12 protein-coding genes are annotated in these 12,445 nt (G+C 38.1%); 3 read left to right on the forward strand and 9 right to left on the reverse strand.

Going from position 1 to position 12,445, the window contains the following annotated elements; genetic code table 11:
* Positions 1 to 33 precede the first annotated feature (33 nt).
* Positions 34 to 1,758, reverse strand: a complete 1,725-nt coding sequence (locus tag B7E04_RS03880; protein ID WP_080777457.1) for a S41 family peptidase — start codon at positions 1,756 to 1,758, stop codon at positions 34 to 36.
* Positions 1,759 to 2,664: 906 nt separating this feature from the next.
* Here B7E04_RS03880 and B7E04_RS03885 point away from each other — a divergent pair.
* The 3 genes from B7E04_RS03885 to B7E04_RS03895 all read left to right on the forward strand — a co-directional run bounded on the left by B7E04_RS03885 (position 2,665) and on the right by B7E04_RS03895 (position 5,558).
* Positions 2,665 to 3,513, forward strand: coding sequence for a hydroxymethylglutaryl-CoA lyase (locus B7E04_RS03885; RefSeq protein WP_080777458.1), 849 nt, complete (start codon positions 2,665 to 2,667; stop codon positions 3,511 to 3,513).
* A 3-nt stretch (positions 3,514 to 3,516) separates the two neighbouring features.
* Complete coding sequence (locus tag B7E04_RS03890; RefSeq protein WP_080777459.1) at positions 3,517 to 4,509, forward strand: tetratricopeptide repeat protein; 993 nt, start codon at positions 3,517 to 3,519, stop codon at positions 4,507 to 4,509.
* Positions 4,510 to 4,718: 209 nt separating this feature from the next.
* The gene (locus tag B7E04_RS03895) at positions 4,719 to 5,558 is read left to right on the forward strand and encodes a sulfurtransferase (RefSeq protein WP_080777460.1); all 840 of its coding nucleotides are present in this window, start codon (positions 4,719 to 4,721) and stop codon (positions 5,556 to 5,558) included.
* A gap of 635 nt (positions 5,559 to 6,193) precedes the next feature.
* Here the strand turns inward: B7E04_RS03895 and B7E04_RS03900 are convergent.
* The 8 genes from B7E04_RS03900 to B7E04_RS03935 all read right to left on the reverse strand — a co-directional run bounded on the left by B7E04_RS03900 (position 6,194) and on the right by B7E04_RS03935 (position 12,441).
* Positions 6,194 to 6,520, reverse strand: coding sequence for an SUF system Fe-S cluster assembly protein (locus B7E04_RS03900; RefSeq protein WP_062651647.1), 327 nt, complete (start codon positions 6,518 to 6,520; stop codon positions 6,194 to 6,196).
* A gap of 3 nt (positions 6,521 to 6,523) precedes the next feature.
* Positions 6,524 to 7,225, reverse strand: a complete 702-nt coding sequence (locus tag B7E04_RS03905; RefSeq protein WP_080777461.1) for a 3'-5' exonuclease — start codon at positions 7,223 to 7,225, stop codon at positions 6,524 to 6,526.
* Positions 7,226 to 7,240: 15 nt separating this feature from the next.
* Entirely contained in the window at positions 7,241 to 7,588 is a 348-nt protein-coding gene (locus tag B7E04_RS03910; RefSeq protein WP_080777462.1) for a tRNA-binding protein, read from the reverse strand.
* Positions 7,585 to 8,094 carry a hypothetical protein gene (locus B7E04_RS03915; protein WP_080777463.1) on the reverse strand — a complete coding sequence of 170 codons (510 nt, stop codon included), beginning with the start codon at positions 8,092 to 8,094 and terminating at the stop codon, positions 7,585 to 7,587. Before B7E04_RS03915 ends, B7E04_RS03910 begins: the two co-directional genes overlap by 4 nt.
* Before the next feature lie 190 nt (positions 8,095 to 8,284).
* On the reverse strand, positions 8,285 to 9,295 hold the full coding sequence (locus tag B7E04_RS03920; RefSeq protein ID WP_080777464.1) for a trypsin-like serine peptidase: 1,011 nt from the start codon (positions 9,293 to 9,295) through the stop codon (positions 8,285 to 8,287).
* Positions 9,296 to 9,362: 67 nt separating this feature from the next.
* Positions 9,363 to 10,208, reverse strand: a complete 846-nt coding sequence (locus tag B7E04_RS03925; RefSeq protein ID WP_080777465.1) for a caspase family protein — start codon at positions 10,206 to 10,208, stop codon at positions 9,363 to 9,365.
* An 821-nt stretch (positions 10,209 to 11,029) separates the two neighbouring features.
* Positions 11,030 to 11,674, reverse strand: a complete 645-nt coding sequence (locus tag B7E04_RS03930) for a response regulator transcription factor (protein ID WP_080777466.1) — start codon at positions 11,672 to 11,674, stop codon at positions 11,030 to 11,032.
* Complete coding sequence (locus B7E04_RS03935; protein WP_080777467.1) at positions 11,671 to 12,441, reverse strand: sensor histidine kinase; 771 nt, start codon at positions 12,439 to 12,441, stop codon at positions 11,671 to 11,673. The genes B7E04_RS03930 and B7E04_RS03935 overlap by 4 nt, the downstream gene beginning before the upstream one ends.
* Positions 12,442 to 12,445: the final 4 nt, after the last annotated feature.

Raw genomic sequence — 12,445 nt, forward strand, 5'->3', positions numbered from 1 at the left:
AATTTTTGAAATTTGTTAATAAATAGTTTATGCTTATTTCGAAATAGCCGTCATTAAAACCTTATCATCGTAAGGCTGTAGATCTTTTACATTTTTGATATTCACATGAATATCCGGTTGTATTCCTTTTCCTTCAATGCTTTTCCCGTCCAGCATGATTATGCTTCTGCTGAAAGCATTCGTTCTGAATTTAATATTCCTGTTTTTCTCCAGAAAAACTTCATACAGAACCGAAAGAGCGCCTGCCGTATTCTCAATGCCGATGATCTTCGTATTTTTTGAATACTTTTTTAAGTTGTAAGCAATCAGCTCGGCAACACAGGAGGTATTTTTATTCACAAGAACCCTGATCTCCAGTGGCGGAGAGGTTTCCAGGGCCAGTTTTTTATCACTCACAATAACCTGGTCTGTCTTGTCTGAAAACTTATCTTTCAACTGATAATAGCTGAATTCATTTTTAATAAAAAGAGACAGAATCTGCGCACCTATTAAAAAATCTCCGCCACCATTATTACGCAAATCCAGGATCAGTTTTTTTTTGTTTTTCAATTCTTCCTTATGCGCAATCAGCTCATATAAAGCTTCCTTGTCGATATGTCTGATCTTCATATAGGCTACTTCATCTCCAATACTTGAAAATTCCGTCTTCTGAATAAAATTCGAAGGAATTTTATATGCGGTGTGATGGGAGTAATCTATTTTTTTTCTCTTCCCGTTTACATCTTCAATCTCCAGTTCTGTCCTGTTTTCGGGGATCTTGGCCAATAATTCATTCACCTTCTCATCAGAAATTTTTTTCAGATGTATTCCATCTATCGCCACCAGGGTTTCCCCCAGGTTTATTTTTTGACTTAAGCTGTCATCCAGGATTCCGGAAATTTTATACTCTCGTCCGATTTTATAGACAAAGACCGGCGTATTCTTTTTTTTAACCGGGCACTCATTGTCTTTTACAGAAAAATGAGGATCATTAAACTTTTGCCGGAAATAGGTATTAAGCTCAGAAACATAGCTGCAGACGCTTTTAGTGGTGTCTTTAGGCTTCAATATTTCTTTGTTAACCGTTCTTCCGGAATAGAAAGGATAATTTTTTTCTATAACTGCCGTAAGATGATCCAGATCTTTATAAAGAGATCCGGGATTATTTTTTATCCCGAAATAAAGCGTTCCTTTATTGTCTTCTTCCTTATCAAATCCTGGATAATAAGCATATAATCCATAAGAATCATACGGTATTCCCAGGCTTTTCCCAGATACGGTATTTGGTGTAAATTCTCTTTTATTGATGCTGGTATACCCAAGAAATACATTTTTTATTTCACAAACAGCATTCCCGTCACCGTTCTTAATGACCTCTGCCTGAATAGTTCCAATATCTTCAAACGGAGCTTCTATTTCCGTAAGACCGTCTTTTGGAGAAATGCTCCATAAAACAGCTTTGGTTGTAGCGTCCAGTAAACTGATCTGTTTGATATTTTTACTGAGCAGCTGAAACCTGATATTCGGTTTTTTACCAGGAAGCGGACTCGTCTTTTTGCTTCTGTTTAAAACAAGTGTATTCTGATTGAGCAGATTCAATGTCCCGCCGTTGATATTAAAATCATCTACACTTGGAATATGATAATTGACGTATCCGGAATTAGAATAATATAACGTATCAACCTTTTTTTCAAGAAAAGCAAAATGGTTTTGAGAATACCCAAAAATTGATCTAAACAGTAATAAAAGTAAAATTAAATTTTTGACCAAAGCATTCATAAAACAAAATAATAAACTCTCTATGCGTTGAATTAGTTATTCTTCATCCTAATGAATATCGTTTTATTTAACGATTATCATTCGTTTTTTAATAACGATATAGCCAAATGTACAAAGTTAATTCATTCGAAAGAGAGTTTTTTTATTATGTTAAATTCCCTTTGTGTAGAATTATTATGGAGGTTGTAAAATTTTTAGTCTTTTGAAATAAGTCAAAAAATGGTGACATAATGGATGTGTTTAATACAAAAAAGTAGAGTTATAGCATTTTTTTAATTTAAAAAATACGTGAATGGTTTTTTACTAATTAAAACGAGGCTAATTCTTTTTTTCAACATTTTTTTATCAGGCAATTATCAAATCGGCAAATTTGAGTTATTTTATTTTTTATCTTTACAGGATTGGTTTTTCGACAGGTTTTAAAATGAATGATTTGTTTATTTTTTTTATATTTCATCAGAAACATGAAGCATTCCGTAACGGATATTTTTTTACTGAAAAGAACACTTGCTAACCAGATGCTGGTTGATTGTAGACGGGGAGATAATCAGGAAACAACTAAATAATATTTCACTATTATGTGCGATAATTAAAACGGTGATCGGCCAGTATATTTATAGAGGATATTTAATGCCAACCTGCTCTATTTTTAATTGTTATAAATAAAAATATTATTTTGGCCTGTAAATCTATGTTTTTACACTTAAGCAAAAAGGCCAGTAACGTGTCGTTGTTTTAAAAAGTTTAGAAAATAGGAGGGCTGCAATATATTATCAGCAATTGAATATCAGTAATCGAAATTTTGTATCAGATATAAATTATTGAAAATCAAAATAATGTTAGATTTGTGTGGTTCAGATATAAATTGTTTAGTTTTATTATATTTGAGAAAATCAAAAAGTAAAAATGTTTCTAACAGAATGTCCTAGAGATGCCATGCAGGGTTGGGGAGAATTCATCCCTACCAGCAAAAAAATAGATTATATCAACTCTCTGATGGAGGTGGGCTTCGATGTATTGGACTGTCTGAGTTTTGTTTCCCCAAAAGCAATTCCACAGATGGCCGATTCTGATGAGGTGGCTGAACATATAGATAAATCCTTATCCGGGACCAAAGTATCAGCAATCATCGGGAATTACAGAGGCGCTGAAAAAGCACTTAAACATCAGACGGTAGATATCCTGGGTTTTCCATTTTCTATTTCAGAGACATTCCAGCACAGGAATACCAACAAAAATCAGGAAGAGGCTTTTGAAGAGATTATCAGAATGCTGGAGCTGGTTAAAAGCGAAGGCAAACAGCTTAATATCTATTTTTCTATGGCTTTCGGAAACCCGTACGGCGAAATGTGGAAATGGGAAGATGTAGATTTCTGGGCCAAAAGGTTTTCGGAAATAGGAGTAAAAGATATTCTGCTTTCCGATACTACCGGGGTTGCCACTCCGGAAACCATCGCTCTTTTATTCGAAAAGATACCGTCAAAATATCCTGAGATCAATTTCGGGGGACATTTCCACAACCGGTATGAAGATTCTTATTCAAAGCTGAAAGCCGCTTACGATAAAGGCTGCAGAAGATTTGATAGTGCGATTAAGGGAATCGGCGGATGCCCGATGGCCAAAGATGATCTGGTAGGAAATATGCCTACAGAACAGGTGATTAATTTTATGAGCGTAGAAAAAGCAGAACATAAGCTGAATCTGCTGAATTTTGAGAGCTCTTTTAATAAAGCAAAAGATATTTTTCATTTTTAATACATGGCAAGGCTGTATATTTTTATCCTGTTTTTTGTATCTGCTTTATTTTTAGGGCAGAAAGCAGAGCAACTTTTTAACGAGAAAAAGTTTGCCGAACTCACTGCTTTGGAAAAAGAAAGCAGCAGTTTTACCGGTCAGGAGCTTTATTATTTGGGCTATGCCTTTTTCAGACAGGAAAATGATCTTAAAGCCATTGAATTCTACAATAAAGCAATAGGAAAAGGATTCAATGACGCCGGAGTATTTTTCCAGAAAGGAGTATCCGAAATGTTCCTTGAGAAATATAATGAGGCATTGGCAGACTTTACTACAGCCATTTCTAAAACCCCGGCAGCTGAATTTTACATTGAAAAAGCCAGGGTCTATAAAATAACAAAGGACTTTGCGAATGAAGAAAAGACCTACACCGAAGGCTTGAAGAATTCACAGGATAAAAACAATGAAGCGTATCTGCAGCTTTTGAAGAATGCCGGTAATTTTTATTATGCCCAAACCAAAGAGTTTTCAAAAGCAGAAAAAATTTATGCAGATGGGATTGTAAAATTTCCTAAAAACTATGAGCTGTACGAAAAACGCATAAAAGCATTGAATGCAGACGACAATTTTACGGAAGCAGACAAGGTTTTTGAGCAGGTAAGAAATTTCTATACCGGAAAACTTCTTTCCGAAGATTATATGAAGTTCAAAAATATGGCTGTGGATGAGTTTCCCTGGAAAAACCAATGGATCAACATCTACAAATCCTTCGAAAAGCCTAAAGAAACGCTTGAAAGTCTTTATAAAGTATACTTAATTGATGAAACCGGAAAAAAAGTAGAACGTCAGTTTAATATTGAAAAAACACTTCAGATTGAAAAAACTGACCCCGAATTTGTCATCTGCGAAGAATCTCAGAAAGGGCATACCACGTATCCGGCAGGCTTCAAAAACGGAAACTTTACCATTAAAGAACTCAGAGAGAAAATAGTAAAGATCCTGGACAATAAGAAATAAAGATAACCAATAGCAAAACGGCCTTAGCCAATTCTCTCCCAGATCAGGCAGATCAGTTGAAATTGAGCTTAAAGCAAAAAAAATCTGCATCATCCGCTCAATCTGCGCGAGAAAAACAATCAATAGGGGCGGGATTTAGCCCGCTTTCCTGTATTAAAATCTCATCCGGCTTTAGCCAAAACCTATTAATATATTTCAAAAAAAACCATATGTCACCAATCATATCAGCAGCAGAACTAAAAGATAAAATTCAAAATTCCGACCTCATCATTCTTGATGCCAGAGCAGGCAAGGATATGCATCAGAATTATCTTGATCACCACATCAAAGGCGCCCGCTATATAGATCTGGATAAAGACCTGGCCGATATTGGGGATAATGCTGCTTTTGGAGGAAGACATCCGCTTCCTGAAGTTGATAAGTTTGCAGAAACGCTTGCTGATTTTGGTATTTCCGAAAACGCTCATATTGTTGTTTATGATGATAAAAACGGAACCAATGCAGCGGCGAGGGCTTGGTGGATGCTGAAATCATTTGGTCTGCAGAATGTACAGGTTCTGGAGGGAGGAATGCAGGCTGCTGAGAAAGAAGGAATAGAATTTTCCGCCGGCGAAGAGCTGTTTGAAAAGGCAGATTTAATTAAAAAAGAAGCCTGGCTTCTGCCGGTTAAAAGTCTGGAAGAGGTTGAAAATGAATTAACAAGCCGTTCATCAACAGTTGTGGACGTAAGAGACGCTTATCGGTACAATGGAGAATCGGAGCCTATTGATCTGGTGGCAGGACATATTCCCGGAGCCATCAATATTCCTTTTTCAGAAAACCTGGATGAAAACGGAAATTTCCTTAAACCTGAAGTTTTAAAAGAAAAATACACTGAAATTCTAAAGGATCAACCTCAGGACCTGATCATTCACTGCGGATCCGGGGTTACCGCCTGCCATACCATTTTAGCATTACATTATGCCGGTTTCCCGATACCTGATTTGTACGTAGGTTCATGGAGTGAATGGAGCAGGAGAGAGGGGAAAGAGATAGCGAAAGAGAGCTAAAGCTGGAAGTCGGAAGAGGGAGGCTGGAAGTTACTGTTAGCCTTATAATTTTTGATGTACCTTATTTCATTTAAATTTTATAATAACTTTTTGCTCACGCAGATTAAACAGATCAAGCAGATTTAGGATAATGCATAAAAATCTTTGATTTTTTTTAAATCTTATGTGAACTTCTACGCATTCTAATATTAACCTTCAAATTACTAAAGTTTTTAAACACTTTTCTCACTTTTGTGGTTAATAATTTTATCTCCCACAGAATACTCCGATTTTTACGGATGATTGCGTATAATTTTGAAACATTAAGATCAGTGAAGGAGACAAGAATCATTAAGGAAAATTTGAATATTTTTTAGCCATGCTGCTTAAAGCGAAGCTCAAACTTAATATTTTTACAACTTAAATTAATCTTAACAGTTCATTTTTATATCTCTCAATAAAGCGGATTAATGTAAATCTGCTCTATCTGTTTGATCTGCGTGAAAATTAAAATATATTTTGTGTAATATACAAAAACCCGGAAATATTCCGGGTTTTATATTATTCCTGATGGCGAAAGAGGTTTTACTTTGAAAGATTGAACGTTCAATCTTCAAAAAACTTCAGGCTTCCTGCTTCCATCTTCCTTTCAAAATCTAAAGCATTCCCAGTTCAAACTTCGCTTCCTCACTCATCATATCCTTGTTCCAGCTAGGTTCGAAAGTAAGTTCCAAATCAACGCTTTTCACTCCTTCTACGTCCATTACCTTGTCTTTTACTTCCTGTGGCAGGGTTTCGGCAACCGGGCAGTTCGGGGTAGTAAGGGTCATTATAATTTTTACATCGCCGTCTTCGGAGATCTGAACATCATAGATAAGGCCCAGCTCGTAAATATCCACCGGGATTTCCGGGTCATACACGGATTTTAAAACCTTAATGATTTCCTCACCAATGTCAGCAATTTGATCGTCTGTAAATTTCATTTTTTAATCTAGATTGATATTCCTTTTCAACAAATCTTCCTGACGCATCCGCCGGAAAACATTTGCCAAAGTTAAGACATCTTTTTCACAATAGTCTACTATTCGCTGCAAGTCTTTTTCTATGTAGTAGATTGATGAAACCATTGAGCCGTCTATATCATCCTTCGGAGTAGGGATTCCGAAGACATGAGCCAGTAATTCAAGCGAAACAAAGCTTTTATAGTCACCAAATTTCCAGAGTTCCATAGTATCGATATGCGGAATTTCCCACGGCTTTTTTCCAAACATCTGGAACGGAACCGGCGGCTGCATTCCGTTGATCAGATAGCGTCTGGCAATCCATGGAAAATCAAATTCCTTTCCGTTGTGGGCACAGAGAATCACATTATTCAGCCTCGGACTGTTGAAGATTTCGCCGAATTCCTGAAGCAGCTTTTTCTCATCATGACCTGAAAAACTTTTAATTTTCAGGGTTTCATTTTTCTCCACCATTCCGATGGTAATGCAGATGATCTTTCCGAATTCAGCCATAATGCCTGCCCGGTCATAAAACTCCTCCGCACTTACGTCTTCTTTTCTCTGAAACCTTGTTTTCTTATCCCAGAGTTTCTGTTCTGTTTCAGGAAGTTCGTCCCATGAACCCGATCCCGGAACGGTCTCAATATCAAGGAATAAAACCTTTTCTAATGGAATGTGCTGTATCATATGTGTTTTTGTTTTTTATCCTATTGGCATTCCGTTTTTTACAGGGAGTGAGGGAGTTAAAAGGGTCACATCTTTTTTATCCTCTCCGTATACGCCCATGACAAGACATTCGCTGAAGAAATTAGCGATCTGTTTTTTCGGAAAATTCACAACAGCCATCACTTGTTTCCCTATCAGTTCCTCTTTATCATAAAGGGAAGTAATTTGCGCGGAGGATTTTTTAATGCCCAGATCCCCGAAATCAATTTCCAGCTGATAAGAAGGGTTTCTTGCTTTTTCAAAATCGTTAACTGAAATAATGGTTCCGCATCTAAGGTCTATTTTTTCAAAATCTGCCCAGGATATTTCCGGTTTTATGATCATGGTAATGAGTTGATTAAGTGTTCTACTTCTGCTTTTTGTGCTGCATATTTCTCCTGCAGCTCAGATCCTTCGCCCATTCTTTTATAATATTCCAAAGCTTTGTTTCCGAAGAATTTTTTGTGGAAATCCGAAACTTCCGGAACCTGTGGAAATACCTTGTGGAAAAGCATTTCAGAATACGCCTGGAACTCCCTTTCGTTTTTGTCTTCCACCACCTGGCCTGGAGCTTTCTGCCGTACATGAAGCATCTCATGGGCCACCATATTCAGGACGAGATTGAGATCAAAATCAAATAAATTTCTTGGGATCATCACCTTTTGCGGGCCACCCAGTTCTCCTTCAGCTGTCAGAAGCATGGAAGTGGGCGAGAGCTCTTCCCGGAATCCGAATCCGGCAAAGTTTTCATGCTCCAGCTCAAAAGAATGGATTAAAAATTTTGCGGCATCCAGGATCTGGTCATGTTCTTTGTAGGCCTCAAGGTGAAGGGTGATCTGTTCAAAATTCATTCAGAATAGGTTTTAAACAAATGTATTAAAATATTTATTTAAATTAAAGAAAGCCTGAGAACAACACAGTATCGCTTTATTAAACTTCAGATTAGTCACTAAAGAATTGATTAGAGCTGGCAAAAGAGTAAGCATAAAAAAAGAAGAGCCTGACTTGGGAAAGGCTCTTCAGTAAAGAAAAATAAATTGGTTAAGGATGTTCATTTCGGGCTCTGATAACGAGATTCACCAGATCTGAGCCGCCGCTCGCAAAATTTTCGCTTGGGTTATGGGCACTTTGGGTGGCTACAGCATAAGGAGCTCCATCCCAGTACGCCCAGAATGGTCCGCCGCTTTGTCCCGGCCAGATATCCGCTTTATGGCTCATGCTTTCATTGTCATCAGCGCTCCAGAAATCACCGTCTAAAGCAATATCTGTCTGATAGGTTGGTCTTTGGCCTCCCGTTAAATCTCCCGGATATCCGGCATGAGTCCAGTAAGCTTTACCGTCCCAGGAATCGGTGTAGGATTTTGCACCCATCCAGCCGATATTGTCTCCGATACGGCGGTCCAGAACAATCACTACATAATCATACTGAATTTCTGTAGAGTCAATAGTTGGCCCTGCTACTTTATATTTGTAATAGGTTAGAGTTCCCCATGCACTTCCGTAAGGAGCACTTCCGTTATAATACATTGGGGTAAATTTCAGCCAGCCAGTGGAGTTATTGGGCTTCCAGTCTACAATATGGGCGCAGGTAAGGAGATGTCTCGGACCGATCATCACTCCGCTTCCTGAGCCTAATGCGCTTTCCACTTTTCCCACGCATCGCCACGGATAAGCGGTGGAGTTGTATACTTTCCGCTGGTCAGGACCGAAGATGGTTTTCATCCCTTCCATACTCAGGAAAGATTCTCTTTCAATAAATTTAGGCTTGCGGTCTTTTTTAGCTTCCAGTTTCGGCTGGTATTCAAAATCTGCATGAGTTGGGTAGAAATGGTCGGTTTGAATAGCTTTTGCCTCCGCTGCCTTTTCATTGGCCGGCATTCCGATGGATTTCATTCCTTTAGGATAAGACCTTCCATCGATAACTTCCATTTCAGGTCCCTGATTGGCTAGTTTTTCGGCGTTGGCCAGTTTTTCAGTTGATTTTGCTTTAACGGGCTTAAGTCTTGATACTTCTTCTGCCGTCATTGGTTGGTTAGTGTCAGTTTTAGACATGGTTATTTTGTTTTTGGTTTGTTTTTCCTACTCTTTGGATGGCTTTTCGGATTCCGCCAGTGGTTTTTTATGAGAATATTTTCTGAGAAAATTCAGCGGTGATGCTTTCCGTTTGGTTAATCTGTGCGGCACCCATGGCTGCGAGTGCTATAGCGATCTGTTTATCAAGGGTTTTTCTAACGATATTCCCGTTGGTAGCACGCAGTATTTTACAGAAATGGTAGGTGAAATACCCTCTAATCTGTCCGCCCATATTTCCTTCCATGGATACCTGATTGTCTTTTGAGGCAGCCCATAACGTATGGTTCATTCCCGCAACCGGTACCAGTGCTTTGGTCATTCCCGCTGCTTTTTTAGTACTTTTAGACGATTGTACTTCGCTGGCGTACGTGATATAAAATTCATCTTCCAGCATAGGAGGAATAAAGCGTGGAGCTTCATAGGAAATCTCTAAATCCAGTCCCAGATCCATTTTCCGCGTTCCTGTTCCTGAATGGCAGCAATCGAATATCACTTCCAGATTCACACCGGCTTTCAGCTTACTCAGTACAGCTTTAAAATCATCATCACGGATCACACCGGCGCTGGCATAATCGTGCGGGCAGATGGCCTCATCCAATCCGTCTATTTCCAGGTCAGCTCCGATATTGGCCACCCGTGTTCCGTGTCCTGAATAATAGAAGACCAGCGAGTCTCCTTTTACACTGTTGTTGACTAATGATTTCAAATAATTTAAAATATTCGCTCTGGTGGCATTCTGGTTCGTCAGGATTTTAATTTTTGCCGGACTGAATCCGCAGATGACCAGGGTATTGGCCATGTCACGGGCGTCATTAACGCAACCGTTCAAATCCGGTCCGCCTGATCCTATGGGTGCATAGTCGTTGATTCCTACTATTAGTGCTTTTTTCATTTCTATTAGTTTTTAAAATGGTCCCTACTCTGTTTTGGCTTTTCGGGTTCTGCCTTTCATGGGTTATTTTTACAGAACAAAATTCTATTATTCAGGACAACAAAAACAGAGGAAAAAAACTAATTGTGACTTAGGAAAAACACCTTTTCAGCTTTGATTGTTGGAATGGAAATATTCTTTAACCAAATGATAAACAGATAATTTCGTATATATTTGAAACATTAAGATGTATGAAGGGGATAAAAATTATTAAGGAAAAATCTAAAGATTTTTAAGTTATACTCTTTAAAGTGTAGCTCAAACTTAAAATTCTTAAAAACTCAATGTCATCTTAATGGTTTTATCTTTATCTCTCGCGGATCAAGCTGATTGAGCAGATTTTTAGCAGAATGAATGAAAATCTTAGATTTTTAAAAAAGCTTAAGTGCACTTCTCTGCAATAATAATTTAAACTTTAAATTAAACTCAAGTGTCAAAAAACTTTTGTGGTTAATGTTTTCCCCCAAATTGAACGGATTTAGATGATTATACTGATGTTTTTAAATATTACTGGATTCATTCTTAAGTAAGGGAAAAACGTTGAATAAGCATCCTGAAAAACACCTGCTTAATTGAATCAATGAAATTGATTCCTTCTTTGCTTTCCTTATTCTAAGACACCATTACAATTGAACTTTGCGTAAAAGAAAAGCGGATGTATTCATAACCGAACCTTTATATTTACAATGAAAAAAGAAAAATCCGGTATATTGTAAAAATCTACCGGATGAATGAGTGAGTTATTATGGTTTTGGATGATATTGGCTAAAAAGAAGATCAGATCAGCATAGATCATGTTTCAGAGCAAAAAGAACCAGCCCGACCCTGTTTTTCACTTCAAGTTTCAGGAAAACGGAATCCCTGTATCCATCGATTGTTTTAGGGCTGAGAAACATTTTATCCGCTATTTCTTTGTAGGTAAGCTCGCTGCATGCCCATTTGATAAACTCTTTTTCCCGGTCTTTTAATTCGGAAAGGAGGGAAGCGTTTTTTACGTCTTCTGTTTTTACTTTCAGGAGCTTTTGCGCTACAAAGTCTGTATAAAAGCTGCCTTTGTCAAATACCGTATCAATGGCCTGAAACAGGATAGAAGGCTGCATGTCTTTCAGGAGATAGCCTTTTGCACCGGCTTTCAGCATCTTGATCAGTACTTTTTCATCATCTTCCATAGTCAGAGCAATAACTTTGATGTCGGGGTGATGTTCGGTAAGCCATTCTGTGGTTTCTATCCCGTTTTTATAAGGCATGTTGATATCCATCAGGACTACAGCCGGTAATTCCCGGGCTTTTTCCAAGGCGGCAATAAAATCTTCCCCGTTGGGATGATTCATAATGACACTGTACTCTGGATTTTCCATGATCATATTTTCCAGCGCTTTGGACATTAAGGTATGATCATCTACAATCGCTATGGGAATGGTTTTCATAGAGTGTGTTTATAATAGGTTATGGAAGTCTGTGTTCCTTTGTCAAGTTCAGATTGTATGGAGAATGCGGCATGAATAAGTTTCGCCCTCAGCTCCATATTCTTCAATCCCGAACCGTCCTGCATCTTGCGGGTATTAAAACCTTTTCCGTTATCGGAAATTTTGATGTGCAGCTCATTCTGATCATCTTCCAGCTGTATGGTTACATTTTTTGCTCTGGAATGCTTTAAAATGTTGTTAATGCTTTCCTGAATAATCCGGAAGAGAATCAAGCCATGTTTGGGCGAAATGTCAATATCCTGTTTCTGGGTGATGAATTCTATTTTTAATAATTTCAGTTTCTGGATCCGCCGGACTTCCCGTTCTATGGATTCTGCCAGCCCGAAATGAATGATCTGCTCAGTTATCAGTGTTTTAGACAGGTTCCTGATATCCTGAATGCATTCCCCCAACAGCTCGCTGAGCTCATTAAGCTCTTCCTTTTCAGAATTTTCCAGTTTGGAAATCAGCTGGTTTTGCCGTAAACGGACCACAGACAGCTTCTGGCCCACATCATCATGGAGTTCCTGGCCAATATAATTCAGGGTTTGTTCCTTGATTTCTACCTGAGATGTGGCCAGCTCTTTTTCAAATCTCATGTCTTTCTCTTTCTGCTCCAGAAGCAGCGTTGTTTTCTTTTTGATGAAAACCACGTAGATAAAGATCATTGTAAGAACAATAATGAGCAGTGTGATGGTAAAAGTAATAACCAGATTATTTTCTTCCATAGTT

This window comes from Chryseobacterium phocaeense, assembly GCF_900169075.1.
In the GTDB taxonomy this organism is placed as follows: Bacteria; Bacteroidota; Bacteroidia; order Flavobacteriales; family Weeksellaceae; genus Chryseobacterium; species Chryseobacterium phocaeense.

Excerpts from the sequence above, each read along its gene's own strand:
- B7E04_RS03890 (WP_080777459.1), top strand. The coding sequence starts at position 3,517 with ATGGCAAGGCTGTATATTTTTATCCTGTTTTTTGTATCTGCTTTATTT.
- B7E04_RS03935 (WP_080777467.1), bottom strand. The coding sequence starts at position 12,441 with ATGGAAGAAAATAATCTGGTTATTACTTTTACCATCACACTGCTCATT.
- B7E04_RS03900 (WP_062651647.1), bottom strand. The coding sequence starts at position 6,520 with ATGAAATTTACAGACGATCAAATTGCTGACATTGGTGAGGAAATCATT.
- B7E04_RS03920 (WP_080777464.1), bottom strand. The coding sequence starts at position 9,295 with ATGTCTAAAACTGACACTAACCAACCAATGACGGCAGAAGAAGTATCA.
- B7E04_RS03885 (WP_080777458.1), top strand. The coding sequence starts at position 2,665 with ATGTTTCTAACAGAATGTCCTAGAGATGCCATGCAGGGTTGGGGAGAA.
- B7E04_RS03925 (WP_080777465.1), bottom strand. The coding sequence starts at position 10,208 with ATGAAAAAAGCACTAATAGTAGGAATCAACGACTATGCACCCATAGGA.
- B7E04_RS03930 (WP_080777466.1), bottom strand. The coding sequence starts at position 11,674 with ATGAAAACCATTCCCATAGCGATTGTAGATGATCATACCTTAATGTCC.
- B7E04_RS03905 (WP_080777461.1), bottom strand. The coding sequence starts at position 7,225 with ATGATACAGCACATTCCATTAGAAAAGGTTTTATTCCTTGATATTGAG.
- B7E04_RS03915 (WP_080777463.1), bottom strand. The coding sequence starts at position 8,094 with ATGAATTTTGAACAGATCACCCTTCACCTTGAGGCCTACAAAGAACAT.
- B7E04_RS03880 (WP_080777457.1), bottom strand. The coding sequence starts at position 1,758 with ATGAATGCTTTGGTCAAAAATTTAATTTTACTTTTATTACTGTTTAGA.
- B7E04_RS03895 (WP_080777460.1), top strand. The coding sequence starts at position 4,719 with ATGTCACCAATCATATCAGCAGCAGAACTAAAAGATAAAATTCAAAAT.
- B7E04_RS03910 (WP_080777462.1), bottom strand. The coding sequence starts at position 7,588 with ATGATCATAAAACCGGAAATATCCTGGGCAGATTTTGAAAAAATAGAC.